Origin of the sequence: Pseudomonas sp. PAMC 26793, assembly GCF_000313235.1 — a bacterium.
Taxonomy (GTDB): Bacteria; Pseudomonadota; Gammaproteobacteria; order Pseudomonadales; family Pseudomonadaceae; genus Aquipseudomonas; species Aquipseudomonas yamanorum.
Genome location: NZ_AMXG01000054.1, coordinates 114367 through 135354, shown reverse-complemented (window position 1 = coordinate 135354; position 20988 = coordinate 114367). Strand labels below are relative to the sequence as shown.

The window sequence follows — 20988 nt, the reverse complement described above, 5'->3', positions numbered from 1 at the left end:
CACGACCTTAAAGGGACGCAGAGCGTCCCGGGCGGCATTCCCACGCGGAGCGTGGGAACGATCTGCCTACTTCAGGCTGGCTTCGACCTTCTGCGCCACATCCTCAGTCAGCCACGCCTTCCAGATCTCCGGATGATCCTTCAGGAACGCCTGGGCAACTTCACGTGGCTGGCTGTGCTTCTCGCTCATCTCGGCCAACGCCTTGTTCAACGGTTCGATCGGAAAGTCGACCTTGGCAAAGAACTCGGCGATCTGCGGATGCTCTTTCTGGAACGGTGTGGACACACCAATACTCAGCTTGGAAGCCAGGGAACAGGTGGGTTTCGGATCGGGATTGTCCGCATCCGTCAGCGTCTTCCACGCTTCGGCATCAAATGGCGGCTCTTCCAGCTGGATCAGTTTGTAGCGCCCCATCAGCGGCGTAGGTGACCAGTAATAGAACAGCACCGGTTTGCCCCGGCGGATCGACGAGGCAATCTCGGCGTCCAGCGCAGCGCCCGAGCCACTGCGGAAATTCACGTAGCTGTCATCCAGCCCATAGGCCTTGAGCTTTTGTTTGTTGACCACTTCCGAGGTCCAGCCAATCGGGCTGTTGAGGAAACGGCCCTTGCTCGGCGCTTCGGGGTCCTTGAACACGTCCTTGTAGCGCGCCAGGTCCTTCACGCTGCGCAGGTCCGGCGCCAGGGGTTTGATGCCTTTGGCCGGGTCGCCCTTGACCACGTACTCCGGCACCCACCAGCCCTCGGTGGCGCCTTTGACGATATCCCCAAGGCCCACCACTTTGCCTTCGGCCTCGGCCTTGACCCACACCGGGCTGCGGCCGGCCCATTCTTCGCCGATCACCTGGATGTCGTTTTTCGCCAGGGCGGTTTCCAGGGTAATGGTGGTGCCGGGCAAGGTGTCGGTGGGCAGGTCATAACCCTTTTCGACAATCACCCGCAGCACCTCGGTGATCAGACTGCCGCTTTCCCAGTTCAGATCTGCAAAATGAATCGGCGCCTGGGCGGCCGATACGGGCAGCGACGCCGCCGACAGACTCAGGGTCGTCAGCGAGGCCGCCAACAGCGCTCGAATTCCTTTCATGCTTTGCACCTCATGCCTACAGCAATAGCGAATGGCTTTGCTGTTACACCGCGAAGCCTCTGAATACTTAAGTCAACTCAACTGTAGTAGAGGTTCCGGCAAACATGGCATGTCGCAGCTTTTACGGCGGATTGTTCAGCCGCTGCAACTCACGGCGCACCATGCTGGCGAATTCGGCGGGCTTGAGTTCATACAACTGGCCGGCGACCCAGTTCAACCAGGCGCCCTGCAACTCGGACTTGCGGGCAAACATTTGAGCCGCCCTGGCTTGCGCATCGAGCAGGTGCTGCTCGTGGAATTGCGCCCTACCCTGGCTCATTACTCGCTGGCCTTGAAAGTCACGAGTTCACCCTTGCGCCATTTGGCGGCCTTGCCGGTGACGGCCTTCAGGGTTTTGGTCAAGCCTTCTACCAGTTGCTCATTGGCGGCGAACACCAACATCACACTGTGGCCTTCCTTGAACACGATGCCCTGGCCTTCGGTCGAGGACACAAAGGCGTAATCGCCCAGGCCATACACCGTCAACTTGATATCGCGAAACTTCAGCTCGAACTTGCCGCCTTCGCGGCTGGGCAATACAGCGGCCCGGAAATGATCACCGACCTTGAGTTCCAGGCGCGGCTTGTCGTCCACCACCAGCGCCGATTCGGTATCGATCTCGGCGATGTAGATACCTTCAGGCGTCTGCTCAGTGATGTAGACGAAACGGGATTGAAACTGCTTGACCAACTTTGCGCGCAAATCACCCAGCACGAATAACGCGTGCATATCCAGATTACTGACTGCCAAGGAAACGCCCCCACATCAAAAGGGTGCTGTCCGCCCAAGCGGGCAGCACAAAAAAACGGCCGAAACGGCACGATCACACAACACATCCACTGAAAAAAACTGAAGAAGATCACGCTGCCAAGCCATAAGACTAGTACAGGCGTGCCCGACGCACCTTACGCAGGTCGCCAGACGTTGCAGGAAATCACAGGTTTGACGACCAGAGAACACTGGCCGACCCACTTCAGACAATAACCTTTTAAAAATGCAATTTTCCGACATCCAACACAGAAATAAATGCTTCGGATGGAACCGAACGCCAGACGCCGACGACAATACTAAAACAGCACCACGGGTTAAAACCACCCGAAATACTGCAAACGGGTCCGCAAGTTCAATCGACAGGAGCTGATTATGCAACGACATCAAGCGATTGCCACCCCCTCGAACACGGGTTCATCTTTTCTGGATAACGGCCAATTCTACTCCCTATGCGCCCATGACGGTGGCCTGCATTCGGCGCTCTATCGGGTGTTGCCCGCCGGCAGGAACTTCTTCCATATTCTTGAGGTGCCCAGCGGGCGCGTTAAAGGCTTTCGCAGTGGCCATAGCGAGGCCTGCGAACTGGCCAGGCAATTGGAAGCCATCCTCTGCGCCACACAAGGCTGAACGCCTGGGTTGTCGTTTCGTCATCTGGTTGACTTTACTGCGCCGCCAGCGCTTAACAACTGCCATACTGGTCCGTCCATTGAGATTTGTCCCCTTGCGGTTCAGGTTTCATCAGCGCAATCACCTCCAAGGGAAGGCTATACGTGACGGAATTTGATATTGGCGAATTTTTCATCCATGGCGAAGCCAGGGAAGTAGACGGTGAGTTCCAGGCCGTGATTGTGATGCGGGCCAAGGCTCCCCTGACCACCGTGACGACCCACCAGGTAGAAAAGGACCGCTGGTTCAAAACCGTAGACGCCGCCCACACGGCGGCCAAGGATGCCGCCAAAGCCCTTAAGGCCGCCGTCGATTCAGGTGCACTGACCTCCTGATTACCCGGCGCGAAAATTCGATCGAACTCTGCCCCGCCACAACCCTCCCATGCATACGATGATCAGCCCGCATGGAGAACGATATGGAAGCGCCGACTTACACCCTCGAAGACCTGTTTGAACAACTTGGACTGGAATCGTCCCCCGAGGCGATTGACGCCTTTATCGGCGAACACACCCTGCCCAATGACGTAAAGCTGATTGACGCGGATTTCTGGTCACCGCAACAAGCCCAATTTCTTAAAGATGAACTGCGTGAAGACGCCGTTTGGGCAATTGCGGTGGATGAGTTGAACCAGCGCCTGCACCAGCCACGCTGACCTTTCAATGCAGGCTGTCTGACTGCTCCAGGTGCAACAGCGCCTCCCAGGCAGCCCTGCACTCTTCGGCTTCATCGCGGCTGGCGAACGCCGTGCCGCGCTGCTCTCCGTTAAGCAACACCACCCAACAGGCCTTCTGCCCCAACGCACGCAGGGTGGGCGGTACGCCACTGCCAATCATCACAGCCACATCGACTTTGGTTTGCATGGAACGCCTCCAGAGAATTAGTTAGCTAGCTAACAATGTTCGCCATGCTACGGTTTTCCTCCAGTTGGAAAAAGCTATCCCCGGAATAGCTCCCTTGCATAACCTGCAACAATCGCCTCGCTGAGTCAGCGCCCCTCGGGTTTATAGCCCAGGCGCAAGCCACCCCAATGCCGGCCATTGACCGTGATCGGCACCGACAAGTCGTGCATCAACTCACCGGTATCGCGAGTGTAGGTCTGCAACAACACCGCCTGCTGGTGGCTGCCGCAGCGGATCCCAGTGCGGTCTTCAAACTTGCGCTTGGTGCGGTTCTGTACCGCGTCCACCTGGGCATCGCCGGTCAACGTTTGGGAAAACACCTTGTTGTGGGTCGGCACATAACCCTGTGGCGTGCAGGCAATCGCGAACACCAGTCCTTCATGCCGAGGCAACAAGGCTTCCTGGATCGCCGGCAGCACCTGGTCGGTGTAGCCATCAAAGCGCGTGTGGTACTTGCTGGGTTGAGTATTGGGAATGGGGGTGTAGTTGCGGTCGAACAGATCATCGAGGCTGATGCGGTTTTGCAGGACGTCGGCTTCAAACTGCGCGGCGATCCGGCTCGCCCCCTCGCGGGCCAGGTCATAGATACGCTGGTGATAGTCGTCCAGGCCGACCTCGGCGAGGCGCTCGCTGATGGTTTCGGCCTGCCCTTCCATTTGTACGGCGGCAGCTGCCAACTGTTGGGTTTGCTGGTCGCTGACGGTCAAGTCGCTGCGCATCTGCTCCACCGCATGGAACAGGCTGTCGAGTTGGTCGCGGTTAGTGTCCGTGCCTTGGGCGATCTCGTTGACCTGGCCCTCCACGTTCGCCGCCAGGGTGGCGATGCTGTCCAGTTGCTCCCCGGCGTGCTCCACCTGCTCTACACCGGATTGCAAATCCGCCGACAATTGCCGGATCTGCTCCACCACCTGGCCGGTGCGCTGCTGGATATCCGCCACCATCACCCCGACTTCATCGGTCGCCGTGGCGGTTCGCCCGGCCAGGCCGCGCACTTCGTCGGCGACGACCGCAAACCCACGACCATGCTCTCCGGCCCGCGCCGCTTCAATCGCCGCATTCAAGGCCAACAGGTTGGTCTGGCTGGCAATCGACTGAATCACCAGGGCGACACGCTGGATTTCTTCGCTGCGCTGGCTCAAGGCCTCGATCAACTGGCGACTGTCGTTGGCACGCTGGCTGAGCTGGTGCATGCGGGTGATGGATTGCGCCAGCACCTCACGCCCTTCGGTACTGCGTTGATGAGCCTGGCTGGCAGCGCCGAGGGCCTGGCGGCTCAGCGCCGAGGTGACTTTCTCGGTGCCGATCATCACTTCGGCACTGCTGACGATCTGCTGCGCCGCGCCTAATTGTGATTGCAGCCTGGCCGCCAGTTGCTTGACCGAATAGGCCACGCCGGCAGCAGACAATGCGTTATGGCTGGTGGTGTAGGACAGGTCGCGGGTCAGCTCGCCGATCGCATCGGTGGCTTCGGAAGGTGCGGCGCTGGGGGTGCGATGTGTCAGGCGGGGTAGCCAGATCAGTAGCAGCGCTACCGGCAGGCACAGGTAAATCGACAGTTGGGCGAACGCCAGGCCCAGCAGCAACAGCACCAGGGCGGTACTTTGCAGGAGCGGCGTCAACCAGCCGGGCAACTGTCGCGTCACCGGAGGGGGTGACACTGCTGCGCCCATGAGAGATCCGTCTCCAGCCATGTTCGTTACCCCGCTGCTTGTCGTTATTGTGACTGCATTAGACGCCACTACGTAGCCATTATCCATGGGCCTTTAGTGGGGGGCTTGCAGCAGATCAATAGACAGGGGTAATACGGGCGAAATCTATGTAGGAGCGAGCGTGCTCGCGAAGAACCTGAGAACACCGTTGGGTATCAGGTTTCCCGCGTTATCGTTAACGACCTTCGCGAGCAAGCTCGCTCCTACACGGGCGGCATCAGGCTTGACGCTGGTGCTTGTCGATTTGCTCGTGGCGCTCTTGCGCTTCGATGCAGTACTTGGTGGTCGGGCTGATCAGCAGGCGCTTGAGGCCGATAGGCTCGCCGCTGTCATCGCACCAGCCGAAGGAGTCTTCCTTGATACGGCCCAGGGCCTGCTCAAGTTGCGGCAGCATGCGCTGGTCGCGGTCGATGGCATTCACCAGCCAGGTGCGCTCTTCTTCGACAGACGCGGCATCAGCCGGGTCAGCCGGGGTGTCCAGGCTTTCAATGGCGATGCGGTTCTGCTCGATGCGCTCGTGGTGTTCCACTTTCATGTCTTGCAACAACTTCTCGAAAAAAGCGTGCTGCTCGGCATTCATGTAGTCATCCGCCGGCATGGCCAGCAACTTTTCCTTTGTCATTGATTTCTCTATAAAAAATACGTGCATTAAGGCGAATAAGGGAGCGTTCCGGCCGACCTCTGCAGGTCTCGGAAAGGCGCCGTCCATTTCAAGCGCCACCCGGCACTCAATTTACGAGGGGCGGCAGTCTAAGGCCGACTTGAGGGCTCAGCAACTGAAATGACAGGCATTTTTTCCAAGATAACCCGCAAAGGCACCAGGACGGGCTCGGCGAACGGTCATCGGAGTGCGTTTATAGCAAGAAATTCAGTGTTGTGGAGCTATATAGAAGACAAACGGTTAAATGTGGGAGCGGGCTTGCTCGCGAAGGCAGTGTGTCAGTCACTGAATGTTTAACTGATACACGGTCTTCGCGAGCAAGCCCGCTCCCACATTTTGACCGATGCGGCCTTGAGGACCGCGTCAGCGCTTGAGTTTGCGCTTGTTGCGATACTGGTCGATTACCACCGCCACCACAATGATCAGGCCCTTGATGATGTCCTGGATGTAGGCATCCACGCCGACGAAGGTAAACCCGCTGGCCATCACCCCGAGGATCAGCGCGCCGATCACGGTGCCGGTGATGCGCCCTACCCCGCCCGCCAGGCTGGTGCCGCCGATCACCGCGGCGGCAATCGCGTCCAGCTCATAGGACATGCCCATGCCCGCCTGCCCGGTGGCTGCCCGTGCCGACGCCACTACACCGGCCAGGCCCGCCAGCAAGCCAGCGATGCTGTAGACGATGATCAGGTGGCGCTTTACGTTGATGCCCGAGGTCCGCGCCGCCTGCATGTTGCCGCCGATGGCGTAGGTGTATTTGCCGTACTTGGTGTAGCGCAGGGCGATATGGAAGATCACCGCCACCACCAGGAAGATCACCACCGGCATCGCGCCGTGGCCGATGGCCGTGTAGGAGTCCGAGAGCATGCTCACCGGCTGGCCTTCGGTGTAGTAACGCGCCAGGCCACGGGCCGAGACCATCATGCCGAGGGTCGCAATAAACGGTGGAATCCCGGTGACCGCAATAATGCTGCCGTTGATGGCCCCCGCCAGCAGCCCCACGCCCAGCCCCATCGCCACCGGTATCCACACCGGCAGGTCCGTCAGGGACGGAAACACCGCACGGGAAAAGTCGGAAGTCTGCGCCAGACTGGCAGCGATCATCGCCGACAAGGCCAGCACCGAACCCGAGGACAGATCAATACCGGTGGTGATGATCACCTGGGTCACGCCAATCGCCAGCAGGCCGATGATCGACACTTGCAGGATCATCAACACCAGGCGCTGGGAGTTCATCAGGAAGCTCTGGTCGCGGACGATCCAGCCGAACAACTCAAACACCAGGCCGATGCCTATCAGCACCAGCAGGATGCTCAGCTCGGTGGGCATGCGTCGACGGTGCTTGACCGGCGCCGCGGCGGGCTTCTTTTCCTCGGGTTTGCTTTCCAGTATCGCGTTCATAACCACTCACCTTTTTTATCGCGTTGCGCCGGCCACAACGGGCCGGCGCCGTCTGTTCGTTAGTGGACCGCCGTCATACCGGAAGCCAGTTGCATGACTTTTTCCTGGGTCGCATCCGCGCGGTCCAGGGTGCCCATCAGGTCGCCTTCGTGCATCACCATCACCCGGTCGCTCATGCCCAGCACCTCGGGCAGCTCCGAGGAAATCATGATCACGGCCATGCCTTCGCTGGCCAGGTAGGAAATCAGCCGGTAGATCTCGGCCTTGGCGCCCACGTCGATACCGCGGGTGGGTTCATCGAGGATCAGCAGCCGTGGGTTGGTCATCAGCCAGCGGGCCAACAGGGCTTTTTGCTGGTTGCCACCGGACAAGGTGTCGATGCACTGTTCCAGCGACGGGGTTTTCACCCGCAGCTTGGTGCACATGTCTTCGCACAGGGCACGCAGGGCTTTTTGCTGGATAAAACCGTTGCCGGAGTAATGCGGCAGCACGGCCATCTCCATGTTTTCCAGCACCGACAGGCAGGGGAACAGGCCGCTGAGCTTGCGGTCTTCGGTCAGCAGCGCGAAGCCCTTCTCGATGGCCATATGCGGGTCGGTGATGCGCACGGTCTTGCCGTCCAGCTGGATTTCGCCGCCGGAGCTTGGGGTGATGCCAAAAATGGTTTCTGCCACGTTGGTCCGCCCGGAGCCCATCAGCCCGGCGATACCGAGAATCTCCCCGGCGTGCAGGTCAAACGACACGCCCTGGAACACCCCGTCCAGGCGCAGGTCGCGCACCGACAGCAGCAGATCGCCGATGGGCTTGTCCCGCACCGGGAACAGCTGGCTCAGCTCACGCCCCACCATCATCGAGATCAGGCTGTCGCTGTCCATGCTGTCGGCCCGCTGCAGGCCGATATAGGCGCCATCGCGGAACACCGCCACTTCATCGGCGATGGCGAACACTTCGTTCATTTTATGGGTGATGTAGATGATGCCTTTGCCCTGGGACTTGAGGTCGGCAATGATCGAAAACAGGTGGGCCACTTCCTTGTCGGTAATGGCTGAGGTCGGTTCATCCATGATCAGGATGTCGGAGTCATAGGACACTGCCTTGGCAATCTCGACCATCTGCCGCTCGGCGATGCTCAGGTTGCCGACGTGCTCTTCCGGGTCGAGGTTGATCCGCAACCGCGCCAGCAGTTCGGCGGTGCAGCGGTGCATTTCCCGGTGGTTGACCATGTGCAGGCCGTTGAGCTGTTCGCGGCCGATCCAGATGTTCTCGGCGATGCTCATGTGGGGCATCAGGTTGAGTTCCTGGTGGATCATCGCGATCCCGGCCTTCTGCGCCGCCAACGGCGTTTCGAATTTGATCGGCTTGCCACGCAAGCGGATTTCACCAGCGTCAGGCTGATAGATGCCAGCGATGATCTTCATTAGCGTCGACTTGCCCGCACCGTTCTCGCCCATCAGCGCCAGCACCGAGCCGGGGCGCACCCGCAGCTGCACATCGGCCAGGGCCACGACGCCGGGAAAGCCTTTGCTGATATTGGAAATCTCCAGCAGGTAGGGCTCGATCAGCCCGTCGGGCTGAGGGCCCGGCAGCGGGGCTTGCGAAGCAGTCGCTTGAGCAAACATATCGGGTACTCCGTCAGCAGGGCCGCCGTGGCTGCCCTGCCGGTTTATTGTTGTTATTAAGGGCTACTTGAAGTCTTTGACGTTGTCCGGGGTGATCAGCTTGAACGGGATCACCACGTTCTGCTCCACCGGCTCGTGCCTGGCCATCTTGCGCGCCGCTTCCACCGAACCCACGGCCTGGCCATTGGCGTCCTGGAACGCCGACGCGGCCATGTCGCCCTTGGTAATCGCGTTCAAACCGTCCGGTGTGCCATCCACCCCAGCGATCAACACGGTGCCCGGCTTGGTGCCCGCCGACTTCAACGCCATGGACGCACCGATGGCCATCTCGTCGTTGTTGGCCAGCACCGCGTTGAATTCACGGCCTTGGGTCAGCCAGTCGTTGACCAGGGTCATGCCCTTGTCACGCAGCCAGATGCCGGTCTGTTCCTGCTCGATGGTGATGCCTGGGTATTTGGCCAGGACTTCCTTCACCCCCTTGGTGCGGTTGGTGGTGGAGTTGTTTGCCAGGTCACCCAGCAGGATCACGATCTTGCCCTTGCCGCCGAGCTTTTCGGCGATGTACTGCATTTGCAGGCGACCCGCCTCGACGTCATCGGAGGTCACCGCCACCACGCCCTTGGGTAATTCTTTCTGGTCGGGACGCCGGTTGACGAACACCAGCGGAATCCCCGCCTTGGTAGCTTCGGTGATAATGTTCTTGGTCGATGCGGTATCGACCGGATTGACGATGATGGCATCGACTTTCTGGCTGATGAAGCTCTCGACCTGGCTCAGTTGCTTGACCACATCGGCGCGGGCGTCTTCGAACTGCAGCTGCACGCCGTCACCCTTGGGGTAGGACTTGGCTTGCTTGTCCATGTCCTCACGCAGGTAAGTCAGGAAGGTGTCATCGAACGCCGACATGCTCACGCCCACCTTGATATCGGCCGCCGTGGCGAAACCACTGGCGAGCATCATGGACAGGGCCAGCGCGGTAAAACGGATCGGGGTCTTCATGAACGGTCTGTCTCCAATTTCTTGTTGGTTTTGTGGACGTTGCGTTTTTCAGAGCGAAGCGGTCGGCAGTCGAACGATCGGCGCCCCCGGAATGCAGCACACCAGGGAACCCTTGCTTTCGACGCACAGGACATTCAGGAGGGAAAAGTAAAACGGCCGGGCGCGGGGCAGACCGCGAGGCTTGAGGGCAGGACGTAAAACTCGCAGTACAGCGTTGAAGATTTTCATCTGACGGTACCTGGTTGTTTTGATCTTGTTTTTGTCGAGTCGCCCGAATCGAGTCCGAACGTACTTTATGCAACCTGGAATGACTTTATTGGAAAATAATTTCCATATCAACCTGTTTTAGAATTTTATTCTATTTTTCATCTGTGCGGCTCCACCTCCGCCATTTCCACCACCTGCTGACGTTCGGAACTGAGGCGTGCCGCGTCCAGTACGCGGGTGGTTGCCAGCGCATCCTGGACGTTCACCGGCAACTCGCCATGACCGTGCACGGCGTTTTGCAACTGACTGTAGAACTGATTCCAGCGGCCCTTTTCCGACGGTACCCGCTCACGATCCGGACCTTGCTCGAACCAGCCCCAGCGTCGGTGCTCTTCGGCGCCCCAGTGCTCGCCTTCGGTCTTTGGGGTCTTGCCGGCCAGCAGCGCGTCTTCCTGACCGTCCAGCCCTTCGACGGTGTAACAACCGGCGGTGCCATTTACCCGAAAACGCGGGGCCTGGCTGTTTTGCAGGGCATTGCCCCACAGGTGCGAAATCACCCCGTTGGCGTGGGTCAGCGATACAAAGAAGCCGTGATCCACGTTGGGCTCATCGGCGGTGTAGTACAACTGGGCGAACACCCGGTCCACCGGGCCAAACAGCTGCATGGCTTGGTCCACCAGATGGCTGCCCAGGTCCCGCAGGAAACCGCCGCCGCTGGCATTGCCCACGGAGTCTGGGTTGTAGCGCTCCACCCGGGATTCGAAGCGGGTGATGGTGCCCAGGGCGCCGGCATCGATCAGCTTGCGCAGGGTCAGGAAGTCCGAGTCCCAGCGCCGGTTCTGGTAGACGCTGAGCAGCACACCCTGGCGTTCGGCGGCAGTAATCAAGGCCTGGGCCTGTTCGGCGTTGCTGGCGAAGGGTTTGTCGCTGACCACGGCCACACCGTGTTCAATGGCCTCCAGCACCAGGGCCGGACGGCCCTTGAGGGTGGTGGAGATCACCAGCACGTCGACGCCGGCCTCGGTGATCTGCCCGATACTGTCGAAGGCCTTCACACCGGGGTGATCCGTTGCCAGTTGCTGGCGACGTTCGGGTGACCGCGTCACCACGCCGACAAAGGTCGCCCCCGGCAGGCTGGCTATCAGGGGTGCATGAAATACACGGCCGCCTTTGCCGTATCCAACCAGTCCGATTCGCATACAAATACTCCTTGGTTAATGGTGGCGAGGGAGCTTGCTCCCGCTCGACTGCGTAGCAGTCGCTAGCTTTTGGGGGCGCTTCGCACCCCAGCGGGAGCAAGCTCCCTCGCCACAGAGCAAGCCACAACGATCTAAGGGGTAACCCGCTCCAGCATCAGCGGTACATGCAGGGGTCTAATGCGATGCGCATAATATGAAGTCTCCCGGATCGCCTTATGTGGGAGCGGGCTTGCTCGCGAATGCGGTGGATCAGTATCCAAATTCATTAACTGACACACCGCATTCGCGAACAAGCCCGCTCCCACACTGACTGCATTCCATCAGTGAAGGTTGTGGTTAGCCGTAGAAATGCGGACGGGGTGGCAGGCCCACTTTCACAATCTGCCCACTGCTCTGCGCCTCAATGCATGCATCCGCCGCCACCGCCGCCGCAAAACCATCCCACGCCGACGGCCCGCCGACCTGCCCTGCCCTTACGCCATCGATAAACGCTTGCAACTCGACGTCATACGCCGCGATAAACCGGTCTTTCCAATCCATCAGAATTGCATTCGACAGCTTGGCCTCGCTGCGCATCTGCACCTGGGACGGCTCCGGCAATTTCGCAATACCGGTCTCCCCCACCACTTCGCACTGAATGTCGTAGCCGTACTGGCAGTTCACAAACACTTCCACATCGATACGCGTGCCCTTGGCGGTTTCCAGCAGCACGATCTGCGGGTCGCGCAAGTGCGCCAGCGCCTTGCTCGATTTACGCGGGAACACCACTTGCACCGACACATAGTCATCGGCCAGCAACCAGCGCAACACATCCAGCTCGTGGATCAGGGTGTCGGTGATCGCCATGTCGGTCTTGTAGTTTTCGCCCACCCTAGGGTTGCGGTGCGCGCAGTGCAGCATCAACGGCTCGCCGATCTGGCCGCTGTCGATCACAGCTTTCAAGGCGCGATAGCCTTGGTCATACGGGCGCATGAAACCCACCTGCACCAGGCGCTTGCCGTGGGCCACTTCGGCCTCGACGATCTTGCGGCAGCCTTCGGCAGTCACCGCCAGCGGCTTCTCACAGAACACGGGTTTGCCGGCCGCAATCGCCGCCAACACAAATTCTTCGTGGCTCGGGCCCCAGGAGGTCACCAGCACCGCCTCGACTTGCGGCGAGTTGATCAGCGCGTGGCCGTCCGGGTAGACCTCGGCGGTGAGTTTCAGGTCCGAGACGACCTTGGCAGCCTGCTCAAGGTTGATGTCGGTCACGGCCACCACCTGACTGTTGAGCAAGGTCTGGCTGCAACGACGAATGTGATCCTGGCCGATGGCGCCAGTACCGATAACACCCAACTTCAAAGACATGAAAACACTCCTCTTGTTATTAGTACTGCCGGGCCTTGGCCAGGCGTTCGTTGAGTTGTTTGGCCACCGCGTTGGTGCGCTCACTGGTGGACACCTGCGCCACACCCACCCGCCACCAGGACAGGTACCCGTGAATCATGGTCTTGGGCAGCACCTTGATATCGATCAGCGTCGACACGGTTTGTGTGCGTGCATCAGCCAGCGCAGCCTGCAGTTGTTCAACGGTGTTGACCTTGTAGGTCTTGCAGCCATAGGCCGCCGCGCTCATGGCGAAGTCCACCGGCACAAAACCGCCGTCGAGGTTGCCGGTCTCGGGATTGCGGAAGCGAAACTCGGTGCAGAAGCTGTCCATGCCGTTGTTCATTTGCAGGTTGTTGATGCAACCAAAGGTCATGTTATCCAGCAGCACCACGTTGATCTTGCGCCGCTCTTGAATCGAGGTGACCAACTCCGAGTGCAGCATCATGTAGGAACCGTCGCCCACCAATGCGTACACCTCGCGCTCGGGCTCGGCCAGCTTGACGCCCAATGCGGCGTTGACCTCGTAACCCATGCACGAATAACCGTATTCGACGTGGTAGGTGTTCACGCCCTTGCTGCGCCAGCTGCGTTGCAAGTCACCCGGCAGGCTGCCGGCGGCGGCGACGATGATCGCGTCGTCGGCCAGGGTGTCGTTGAGCACACCGAGTACGCGGCTTTGGGTCAGGCAGGAACCGGTCAGTTCGATAAACTCACGCAGCACCGCCGGGTCCATGTGGTCGTTGATTTCCGGGACGAAGTGTTCAGTCTGGTATTCGGCCTGGTAGATGCGATCGACCTCGACGTCCAACTGCGCCTTGGCATCCCGTGGTTGATCGCCCCAACTGGAACGGTAGTCGCCCAAGGCTTCAGCCAGAGCTTCCAGACCGACCTTGGCATCCGCCAGCAACTGCACGCCATCGAGTTTCAGTGCGTCGCAGGGGCTGATATTCAGGTTGAGAAACTGCACCTCGGGATGCTTGAACAGCGACTTCGACGAGGTGGTGAAATCGGTATAGCGCGTGCCGATGCCGATGATCAGGTCGGCTTCCGGCGCCAGCAGATTCGCCGCCAGGCAGCCGGTTTCACCCAGGCCGCCGAGGTTCAGAGGATGGCTTGAAACCACCGCACTCTTGCCCGCCTGGGTTTCCGCGAACGGAATGTCAAAGCGCTCGGCAAAGGCTTGCAGTGCGGCATTCGCGCCGGAGTATTTGACCCCGCCGCCACACACGATCAACGGTTTGCGCTTGCCCTTGAACACCGCCACGGCATCCCCCAGCATCGCTTCGGTCGGCGGGCGCCGGTCGATCCGGTGCACGCGTTTTTGCAGGAAGTAATCCGGGTAATCCCAGGCTTCGCCCTGTACATCCTGCGGCAGGGCCAGGGTCACGGCGCCGGTTTCCGCAGGGTCGGTGAGCACGCGCATGGCGTGGATCGCCGCCGTCATCAGCTGTTCCGGGCGATTGATGCGGTCCCAGTATTTGCTGACGGAACGAAACGCGTCGTTGGTGCTGATGCTCAAGTCGTGGAACTGCTCGATCTGTTGCAGCACAGGATCGGGCTGGCGACTGGCGTACACATCACCGGGCAACAGCAGCAGCGGAATCCGGTTGGCGGTCGCGGTCGCCGCGGCGGTCAACATATTCGCCGCACCCGGCCCCACCGAAGAGCTGCAGGCGTAGATCTTGCGGCGCAAGTGCTGCTTGGCAAAACCGATCGCCGCATGGGCCATGCCTTGCTCGTTGCGGCCCTGGTGCACCACCAGGTCGCCGCTGTCCTGTTCCAGGGCCTGGCCGAGGCCCAGCACATTGCCGTGGCCGAAAATCGTGAAGATACCGGCGACAAATTTGCTCTGCACACCGTCGACTTCGATGTACTGGTTATCCAGAAACTTCACCAGGGCCTGGGCCATGGTCAATCGGGTTGTGGTCATGGAGTGCCCCTTATCGTTTCTGCAGGTGGGCGATACTCGCCCCCAACGCCTGCTTGATATCTGCCAGGCCGTGCACGCTTGCGGCGAACGGTTCGAACGACAAGTAACCGCTGTAGCCGGTGCTGAGCAGCGTGTCGATCTGCGCGGCATTGCCGAGGATATCGCCCTCGCCCACCAGCACGCGGTGACCGTCGCGGATCGAGTTCAGCGGCGCGTCGGCGTCTTCCACACCGGAGATGTGCACCAGCCCGGTCAGCTCGGGGAAAAACTCATGTTCGCTGGCCAGGTGGTGGTGGAAGGTGTCGTGCACCACGCGGAACACATCCAGGCCACCGATGGCCTTGATCGCATCCACTGCCACGCGCTTGCGGCGCAGGGAGCACTCTTCAAACCCCAGGGGCTCGACAAAACCGAGAATCCCGTATTCCCGCAGGATCGGCGCCAGTTCACTCAAGGACGTACGCAAACCGGCTGCGCACTGGGCTTCGTTGCGCGGGTCGGCGCGGTCGTTCAACGGGCACATCACCAACGCCTGCGCACCGCTTTCGCGGGCATAGGCGGCCAACTTGATGGCTTGGGCGCGGCGCTCGTCATTCCACACATCAAACGGGTACAGCGCGTTGATCGACAGCACGGTGATGCCATGCACTGCGCACAATTCGCGCACGCGGCTGGCAGGGGTGCCGTCTTCAATTTCGATACCCTTGAGGTCGTTGCGGATCTCGATGGCGTCGCATTTCAGGGTCACCGCCAGCTGGATGAAATCCGGCAGGGAAAGGCTAGGGGCGACCATGCGGTTCAGGGCAAAACGTAGAGGCGACTTCATTATTGTTGTGCTCCACACTCGAAACATTTACTTGGCGGTTGGCATGCTGAATTCAGGGCCCTTGGCGATGCTGTCAGGCCAGCGCTGCATCACGCTTTTGTAGCGGCTGTAGAAACGAATGCCTTCTTCGCCATAGGCGTGGTGGTCGCCGAACAGCGAGCGCTTCCAGCCACCGAACGAATGCCAGGCCATCGGCACCGGAATCGGCACGTTGATGCCGACCATGCCGACCTTGATGGTGCGGGCAAAGGCACGGGCGATGCCGCCGTCGCTGGTAAAGCACGACACGCCGTTGCCGAACTCATGGGCGTTGATCAAGGCGACGGCGCTGGCAAAATCCGCCACCCGCACGATGCCCAGCACCGGCCCGAAGATCTCTTGCTGATAGATGCTCATCTCGGTGGTGACGTTATCGAACAAGGTTGCACCGACGAAGAAACCACCCTCCGCGCCCGGCACCTTGAAGCCACGACCGTCGACGATCAGCTTCGCACCTTGGGCCACGCCCTGATCGATAAAACCCTCAACCTTGGCCTTGTGCTCAGCGGTGACCAGCGGGCCCATCTCGCTGTCTTTTTGCAGGCCGTTGCCGACCTTCAGCTGATCGATACGCGGCAGCAGTTTTTCGATCAGCTTGTCGCCGACATCGCCCACCACCACGGCAATCGAGATCGCCATGCAGCGCTCGCCGGCCGAGCCATAAGCCGCGCCGATCAAGGCGTCTGCCGCCTGGTCCAGGTCGGCGTCCGGCATCACGATCATATGGTTCTTCGCGCCGCCCAATGCCTGCACACGCTTGCCGCGCTGGGTGGCCTGCTGGTGGATGTACTCGGCAATCGGGGTGGAACCGACGAACGAAATCGCCTCGATATCCGGGTGCTGCAACAGGCCGTCAACCGCGCTCTTGTCGCCCTGCACCACGTTGAACACGCCGTCGGGCAGCCCGGCTTCGGTCAGCAGGCGGGCCATCAGCAAACTGGCGGACGGGTCGCGCTCGGAAGGCTTGAGGATGAAGCAGTTACCGGTGGCCAACGCCAGCGGGATCATCCACAGCGGCACCATCACCGGGAAGTTGAACGGGGTGATGCCGGCGCACACGCCCAGTGGCTGGCGCAGGTTCCAGTTGTCGATGCCGCCGCCGATGTTGTCGCTGAAATCGGTTTTCAGCAGGTTGGGGGCGCCACAGGCGTACTCGACGATCTCGATGCCTCGGGTGACTTCGCCCTTGGCGTCGGAGAACACCTTGCCGTGTTCGCGACTGATGATTTCCGCCAGTTCGTCATGGTGCTGGTCGAGCAGTTCCTTGAACTTGAACAACACCCGCGACCGGCGCAGGGACGATTGCTCGGACCACGCCGGGAAGGCTTTGAGTGCCGACGCGACGGCTTCATCGACGGTCTTCTGGCTGGCCAACCCGACACGGGCCTGGACTTCGCCGGTGGCCGGGTTGAACACATTGCTGAAGCGCTCGCTACTGCTGTCCTGCACCTGGCCGTTGATGTAATGGCCGATTACCGGGGCGTTGCTCATTAGTGTTCTCCGTCGAAAGTGCTTAAAGATCCAGCAGCCAGCTGTGCTGCGGGTCGTTATGGAAATGCCAGGCGCGCTTGGGGCCGGCCATCACGTTCAGGTAGTAGGACTCGTAGCCATACGGCACGCTGACCGGGTGATAACCCTTGGGCACCACCACCAAATCGCTGTTTTCCACGGCCATGGCCTGGTCGATGCTGCGGTCGTCGGTGTAGACGCGCTGGAACACAAAGCCCTGGGGCGGGTTGATCTGGTGGTAATAGGTTTCTTCGAGAAAGCTCTGGTGCGGCAGATCGTCGGTGTCGTGCTTGTGGGGCGGGTAGCTCGACGAGTGACCGGACGGCGTACGCACCTCCACCACCAGCAGCGAATGGGCAGGCTCGCTGTCGGGCAGGATGTCGCACACGTAGCGGGTGTTGGCGCCCTTGCCGCGTACGCTGCGTTTGCATTGCTCGGGGCGGATCAGACGGGGCGCCAGGCCGGCTTCGGTTGAGCCGGGAGCGGCACACACGGCGATTTGCACGTCGCTCAACGCGGTGACCTGGGCGTCGGTGCCCGGTGGCAGGTAGGCCGCAAAGGGGGATTTGTCTTCAAACACCGAGTGGCGATCACCGAGGTTTTCCCAGTTGAAGCCTTCGCCCTGAATCGTCACCCGGCCGCTGAGCAGCACCAGGCACAGCTCTTTATCACCGGCCGTCACCGGCAGGGTTTCGCCCAGGCTCAGGCGGTAGGCGGCAAACCCCACGTATTCCAGGCGCCCTTCTTCCAGGGCGACCATGGTTTGCCCGCGCTTGCTGCTTTTGACCAACAGGCTCATTGTCCAGTCCTCTCGCTCAACAGTGCGCGCAGGGTGTCGTAACCCTTCTTCGCATAGAGGTAGCTCGGCGCCACGGCTGGATCCTGTTCCGCCTCCACCACCAGCCAGCCCTTGTAATTGGCGGCCAGCAGCACGTCCAGCAGTGCGGCGAAGTCGATATCACCGTCGCCGGGCACGGTGAAGGTGCCGTTGACGATGCAGTCCGGAAAGCTCCACATCTGGTTGCGCGCCAGTTGCACCACCGGCTTGCGCACATCCTTGAAGTGCACGTGGCAGATGCGGTCGATGTGTTTGCGCAGCACTTCGATCGGTTCGCCGCCACCCATGTAGCAGTGGCCCGAGTCGAACAGCAGGCCGACTTCCGGGCCGGTGCGGCGCATCAGTTGGTCGATGTCGTCCGGGGATTCGACGTAGGCGCCCATATGGTGGTGGTACGCCAGGCGCACGCCCTGGGACAGGGTGAAGCGCGCCAGTTCGGTGAGTTTGTCGGCGTATTCCTGCCAGGCCTGCTCGCTGTGGAAGCGCGGGCGTTCCATCAGGCGCACCGGCGAACCCTGGATCGAGTCGGCGACTTCGCCATACACCAACACGCTGGCGCCGTTTTCACGCAGCAGTTCGACGTGGCTGGCGATGGCTTCGATTTCTTCCGCCACCGAGCGCCGGGCCAGGCGACTGGAGTACCAGCCGGAGACCAGCGCCAGGTCATACGGGCGCAGCACATCACCGACGCCCTTGGCGTCCTTGGGGAATTTACCGTTGAGTTCAAAGCCTTCGTAGCCGATGTCCTTGCCTTCGCTGAGGGCCGTGCTCAACGGCGTTTCGCCGCCCAGGGCCGGCAGGTCGTCGTTGCTCCAGGAGATCGGGTTGATGCCAATTCGGATAGCGGGCATGGCTGCACCTATTATTGTTTTTTCAGAGTTGCCTGAGATCTGCTTTATGTGGGAGCGGGCTTGCTCGCGAAGGCGGTAGTTCAGTTGGTGTATCAGTCGACTGACACTCCGCTTTCGCGAGCAAGCCCGCTCCCACATTTGATTGCGTGTTTAACTTCGAGAACTGCGCCAAGCATTAATCAACTGCTCAAAGATGCACTGCACCTGCTCAATCAAGGTTTGATCGTCAATCTCCCCCGCCAGCCAGGCGCGGCTTGGCTCCTGGAAGATCGTACGGCCTACGGCGAAACCACGGCAGGTCTGGCTCTGGCTGGCTTGCCGGAAGCCATCGGCCAGGCATTCGGCGGAGGCGTTCAGGCCCAGCAGCACCACGCCCCGGCAGTAGGGATCGCGTTCCTGGATCAGTTCGTCGAGCTTTTTCCAGTCCGCCGCCGACTGCGCCTCGATCTTCCACCACGCTGGGTAGATACCCAGGTTGTACAGGCGCTTGAGGCTGCGGTAGAGCACGTCGGGATAGGTGGACGGATGATCCTTGGGCGGCACGATTTCCAGCAACAACTCATGGCCGCTGACCAGGGAGGCCTGATACAGGCTCTTGAGTTGAGCTTCCTGTTCCAGGCGCAGCAGCGGCTCGTCGTCAGGGTGGAATTGCACCAGGCACTTGATGATTTGCTCCTGGGGCCAGGCAATCAGGTTGCTGCCCACTGAGCGGCCGTGTTCAAAGGCCAGCGGCCGTGAGTTCTGGACTTCCACGGGGCGGGCGATCCACCAGCCGCGACCGCTGGCGGCGTTCAGCGCGTCCTGGCCGAAGCGTTGGTCGGCCAGAATCCCGACATCGGCTTCGACGCCCTGCTCCGCCAGTTTGCTTTCAACCTGTTCCACGGCCTGGATAAACAGTTGCTTGAGGGCGCTGATGCGCGCCGGGTCCTGGCCGCCTTTTTGGGCCAGTTCCACCAACTGCCAGCGATGATCGAAGGCAAACACAAACAGCTGCTTCCAGGCTTTGCGTGGCACGCTGACCCGGTGCAGGCGTTGCAGCACCGCGTCCTGGTCCGGGCGGGTAATCGGCACCGGGCTGTTGAACAGGTAATCGAGTTCGGCACGGGTCGGCATCGCCGGTGCGCAGGCGTGGCGCGACACCACCAGGCCGCCGCAGGCATTGGCCAGCTGGCAGCAGCGCTCGTCACTGGCGTCTTCAAGCCAGCCACTGAGGAAGCCGGACATAAAGGCATCACCGGCGCCCAGGACGTTGAGCACTTCCACCCGTACGCCAGGGTAGATCGCGCCATCTTCGAGGCGGGCCGGGATGTCGCCGTGAATCACCGTGCAACCTCGTGGGCCGAGTTTGACCACCAGGGTTGCGGAGGTCAGGCCACGCACCGTGCGCAGTGCCGTGAGCAAATCTTCACTGCCACCGGCAATCAGGAATTCTTCTTCGGTGCCGACAATCAGGTCAAAGCGCGGGAGGATCTTCTGCACGTGCTGGCTGACATTCTGGTCAGCCACAAACCGGGTTTCACCGTCGGCCTTGCCGGCCAGGCCCCAGAGTACCGGGCGGTAGTCGATGTCGAGCACGCGCTTGACGTTGTACCGCTCGGCGTAGTCCAGGGCCTGGATGCTGGCCTTGTACACGCCGTCGGTGGAGAAGTGAGTGCCGGTGATCAGCAGCGCCTTGCTGGAGGCAATGAAGGCTTCGCTGATGTCTTCGGCGCGCAGGGCCATGTCGGCGCAGTTCTCGCGGTAGAACACCAGGGGAAAGATTTCGCGGTCCTTGAGGCCCAGCAGCACCAGAGCTGTGAGGCGTTCCGGGTCGACCTTGATGCCGCTGACATCGCAGCCTTCACGGACCAGGGACTCCAGCAGGAAACGCCCCATATGGTCGTCCCCCACTCGGCTCAACATCGCCGACTTGAGCCCCAGCCGCGCGGTGCCGAACGCGATGTTGGCGGAGGAACCGCCGAGGTACTTGGCGAAGCTTGAGACATCCTCCAGCCGTGCACCCACTTGTTGTGCGTAAAGGTCGACGCCCAGGCGTCCCAGGCAAATCAGATCCAATTGACGCCCACTGGCAAAACGAGTCTGGCCCATGCTGGCTCCTGTTATTTTTATCAGCCTGCGTGTGCCGTCGTGGTGGCGGCATACGCTCTTGGTGCAAGCAGACTAGAACGTCTGGCGACACCAATCAATATTTATTCTATAAATATTTTTCGTAGAATATATTTTCCAATCCGTCATCATCGGCGCGTTCCAGCCACGGTGCATCGTTTCAGCCGTACCGTGGGGCGGGATGCCGAGGTATTTTTTTGCGCCTACCCTGTAGACTTGCGCACATCGACTTATTGTCAGGGGCGACTGAACGCGCCCTATAAGA

At 60.6% G+C, this 20988-nt stretch carries 20 protein-coding genes; 3 read left to right on the top strand and 17 right to left on the bottom strand.

All coding sequences use genetic code 11. The annotated features are described in order from the left end of the window. Positions 1–66: 66 nt before the first annotated feature. From D109_RS0128470 to D109_RS0128460, 3 genes are all read right to left on the bottom strand, one after another. Positions 67–1083, bottom strand: a complete 1017-nt coding sequence (locus tag D109_RS0128470; RefSeq protein ID WP_017479911.1) for an ABC transporter substrate-binding protein — start codon at positions 1081–1083, stop codon at positions 67–69. Positions 1084–1204: 121 nt separating this feature from the next. Beyond that, entirely contained in the window at positions 1205–1402 is a 198-nt protein-coding gene (locus D109_RS0128465) for a hypothetical protein (RefSeq protein WP_017479910.1), read from the bottom strand. Next, positions 1402–1851, bottom strand: coding sequence for a hypothetical protein (locus tag D109_RS0128460; protein ID WP_017479909.1), 450 nt, complete (start codon positions 1849–1851; stop codon positions 1402–1404). Before D109_RS0128460 ends, D109_RS0128465 begins: the two co-directional genes overlap by 1 nt. A gap of 414 nt (positions 1852–2265) precedes the next feature. Here D109_RS0128460 and D109_RS1000000133450 point away from each other — a divergent pair, with 414 nt between their 5' ends. From D109_RS1000000133450 to D109_RS0128445, 3 genes are all read left to right on the top strand, one after another. Beyond that, positions 2266–2520: a hypothetical protein gene (locus tag D109_RS1000000133450; RefSeq protein ID WP_017479908.1), complete on the top strand. Its 255-nt coding sequence runs from the start codon at positions 2266–2268 to the stop codon at positions 2518–2520. A gap of 143 nt (positions 2521–2663) precedes the next feature. After that, positions 2664–2894 (top strand): hypothetical protein, encoded by a 231-nt coding sequence (locus D109_RS0128450; protein WP_017479907.1) that lies wholly within the window; start codon positions 2664–2666, stop codon positions 2892–2894. An 83-nt stretch (positions 2895–2977) separates the two neighbouring features. Continuing rightward, positions 2978–3214 carry a DUF2789 domain-containing protein gene (locus D109_RS0128445; RefSeq protein WP_017479906.1) on the top strand — a complete coding sequence of 79 codons (237 nt, stop codon included), beginning with the start codon at positions 2978–2980 and terminating at the stop codon, positions 3212–3214. Between the two features lie 4 nt (positions 3215–3218). On the opposite strand, the gene D109_RS0128440 is transcribed toward D109_RS0128445, so the two are convergent. The 14 genes from D109_RS0128440 to iolC all read right to left on the bottom strand — a co-directional run bounded on the left by D109_RS0128440 (position 3219) and on the right by iolC (position 20705). Further along, positions 3219–3422: a hypothetical protein gene (locus tag D109_RS0128440; protein ID WP_003214710.1), complete on the bottom strand. Its 204-nt coding sequence runs from the start codon at positions 3420–3422 to the stop codon at positions 3219–3221. A gap of 125 nt (positions 3423–3547) precedes the next feature. Beyond that, positions 3548–5131 (bottom strand): methyl-accepting chemotaxis protein, encoded by a 1584-nt coding sequence (locus D109_RS0128435; RefSeq protein ID WP_017479905.1) that lies wholly within the window; start codon positions 5129–5131, stop codon positions 3548–3550. Positions 5132–5387: 256 nt separating this feature from the next. Next, positions 5388–5792 (bottom strand): TraR/DksA C4-type zinc finger protein, encoded by a 405-nt coding sequence (locus D109_RS0128430; RefSeq protein ID WP_003214706.1) that lies wholly within the window; start codon positions 5790–5792, stop codon positions 5388–5390. A 402-nt stretch (positions 5793–6194) separates the two neighbouring features. Then, positions 6195–7232, bottom strand: a complete 1038-nt coding sequence (locus tag D109_RS0128425; RefSeq protein ID WP_003214704.1) for an ABC transporter permease — start codon at positions 7230–7232, stop codon at positions 6195–6197. 59 nt (positions 7233–7291) lie between these two features. Next, positions 7292–8851, bottom strand: coding sequence for a sugar ABC transporter ATP-binding protein (locus D109_RS0128420; protein ID WP_017479904.1), 1560 nt, complete (start codon positions 8849–8851; stop codon positions 7292–7294). A gap of 63 nt (positions 8852–8914) precedes the next feature. Continuing rightward, complete coding sequence (locus tag D109_RS0128415) at positions 8915–9850, bottom strand: sugar ABC transporter substrate-binding protein (RefSeq protein ID WP_017479903.1); 936 nt, start codon at positions 9848–9850, stop codon at positions 8915–8917. Between the two features lie 365 nt (positions 9851–10215). Beyond that, complete coding sequence (locus D109_RS0128410) at positions 10216–11256, bottom strand: Gfo/Idh/MocA family protein (RefSeq protein WP_017479902.1); 1041 nt, start codon at positions 11254–11256, stop codon at positions 10216–10218. A 336-nt stretch (positions 11257–11592) separates the two neighbouring features. Further along, positions 11593–12603 (bottom strand): Gfo/Idh/MocA family protein, encoded by a 1011-nt coding sequence (locus D109_RS0128405; protein ID WP_017479901.1) that lies wholly within the window; start codon positions 12601–12603, stop codon positions 11593–11595. A 19-nt stretch (positions 12604–12622) separates the two neighbouring features. After that, positions 12623–14554 (bottom strand): 3D-(3,5/4)-trihydroxycyclohexane-1,2-dione acylhydrolase (decyclizing), encoded by a 1932-nt coding sequence (iolD, locus tag D109_RS0128400; protein ID WP_017479900.1) that lies wholly within the window; start codon positions 14552–14554, stop codon positions 12623–12625. Between the two features lie 10 nt (positions 14555–14564). Next, entirely contained in the window at positions 14565–15380 is an 816-nt protein-coding gene (locus tag D109_RS0128395) for a TIM barrel protein (RefSeq protein WP_017479899.1), read from the bottom strand. A gap of 27 nt (positions 15381–15407) precedes the next feature. Further along, entirely contained in the window at positions 15408–16910 is a 1503-nt protein-coding gene (locus D109_RS0128390) for a CoA-acylating methylmalonate-semialdehyde dehydrogenase (RefSeq protein ID WP_017479898.1), read from the bottom strand. 22 nt (positions 16911–16932) lie between these two features. Then, positions 16933–17727 carry a 5-deoxy-glucuronate isomerase gene (iolB, locus tag D109_RS0128385; protein WP_017479897.1) on the bottom strand — a complete coding sequence of 265 codons (795 nt, stop codon included), beginning with the start codon at positions 17725–17727 and terminating at the stop codon, positions 16933–16935. Further along, positions 17724–18617 carry a myo-inosose-2 dehydratase gene (iolE, locus tag D109_RS0128380; protein WP_017479896.1) on the bottom strand — a complete coding sequence of 298 codons (894 nt, stop codon included), beginning with the start codon at positions 18615–18617 and terminating at the stop codon, positions 17724–17726. Before iolE ends, iolB begins: the two co-directional genes overlap by 4 nt. A gap of 150 nt (positions 18618–18767) precedes the next feature. Further along, a complete protein-coding gene (iolC, locus tag D109_RS0128375; protein WP_017479895.1) occupies positions 18768–20705 on the bottom strand; it encodes a 5-dehydro-2-deoxygluconokinase in 1938 nt (645 codons plus the stop codon). Between the last annotated feature and the right edge of the window lie 283 nt (positions 20706–20988).

Bases quoted from the DNA above. Each gene is read 5' to 3' on its own strand.
- D109_RS0128470 (WP_017479911.1), bottom strand. From the start codon at position 1,083: ATGAAAGGAATTCGAGCGCTGTTGGCGGCCTCGCTGACGACCCTGAGT.
- D109_RS0128465 (WP_017479910.1), bottom strand. From the start codon at position 1,402: ATGAGCCAGGGTAGGGCGCAATTCCACGAGCAGCACCTGCTCGATGCG.
- D109_RS0128460 (WP_017479909.1), bottom strand. From the start codon at position 1,851: ATGCACGCGTTATTCGTGCTGGGTGATTTGCGCGCAAAGTTGGTCAAG.
- D109_RS1000000133450 (WP_017479908.1), top strand. From the start codon at position 2,266: ATGCAACGACATCAAGCGATTGCCACCCCCTCGAACACGGGTTCATCT.
- D109_RS0128445 (WP_017479906.1), top strand. From the start codon at position 2,978: ATGGAAGCGCCGACTTACACCCTCGAAGACCTGTTTGAACAACTTGGA.
- D109_RS0128440 (WP_003214710.1), bottom strand. From the start codon at position 3,422: ATGCAAACCAAAGTCGATGTGGCTGTGATGATTGGCAGTGGCGTACCG.
- D109_RS0128435 (WP_017479905.1), bottom strand. From the start codon at position 5,131: ATGGGCGCAGCAGTGTCACCCCCTCCGGTGACGCGACAGTTGCCCGGC.
- D109_RS0128430 (WP_003214706.1), bottom strand. From the start codon at position 5,792: ATGACAAAGGAAAAGTTGCTGGCCATGCCGGCGGATGACTACATGAAT.
- D109_RS0128425 (WP_003214704.1), bottom strand. From the start codon at position 7,232: ATGAACGCGATACTGGAAAGCAAACCCGAGGAAAAGAAGCCCGCCGCG.
- D109_RS0128420 (WP_017479904.1), bottom strand. From the start codon at position 8,851: ATGTTTGCTCAAGCGACTGCTTCGCAAGCCCCGCTGCCGGGCCCTCAG.
- D109_RS0128415 (WP_017479903.1), bottom strand. From the start codon at position 9,850: ATGAAGACCCCGATCCGTTTTACCGCGCTGGCCCTGTCCATGATGCTC.
- D109_RS0128410 (WP_017479902.1), bottom strand. From the start codon at position 11,256: ATGCGAATCGGACTGGTTGGATACGGCAAAGGCGGCCGTGTATTTCAT.
- D109_RS0128405 (WP_017479901.1), bottom strand. From the start codon at position 12,603: ATGTCTTTGAAGTTGGGTGTTATCGGTACTGGCGCCATCGGCCAGGAT.
- iolD (WP_017479900.1), bottom strand. From the start codon at position 14,554: ATGACCACAACCCGATTGACCATGGCCCAGGCCCTGGTGAAGTTTCTG.
- D109_RS0128395 (WP_017479899.1), bottom strand. From the start codon at position 15,380: ATGAAGTCGCCTCTACGTTTTGCCCTGAACCGCATGGTCGCCCCTAGC.
- D109_RS0128390 (WP_017479898.1), bottom strand. From the start codon at position 16,910: ATGAGCAACGCCCCGGTAATCGGCCATTACATCAACGGCCAGGTGCAG.
- iolB (WP_017479897.1), bottom strand. From the start codon at position 17,727: ATGAGCCTGTTGGTCAAAAGCAGCAAGCGCGGGCAAACCATGGTCGCC.
- iolE (WP_017479896.1), bottom strand. From the start codon at position 18,617: ATGCCCGCTATCCGAATTGGCATCAACCCGATCTCCTGGAGCAACGAC.
- iolC (WP_017479895.1), bottom strand. From the start codon at position 20,705: ATGGGCCAGACTCGTTTTGCCAGTGGGCGTCAATTGGATCTGATTTGC.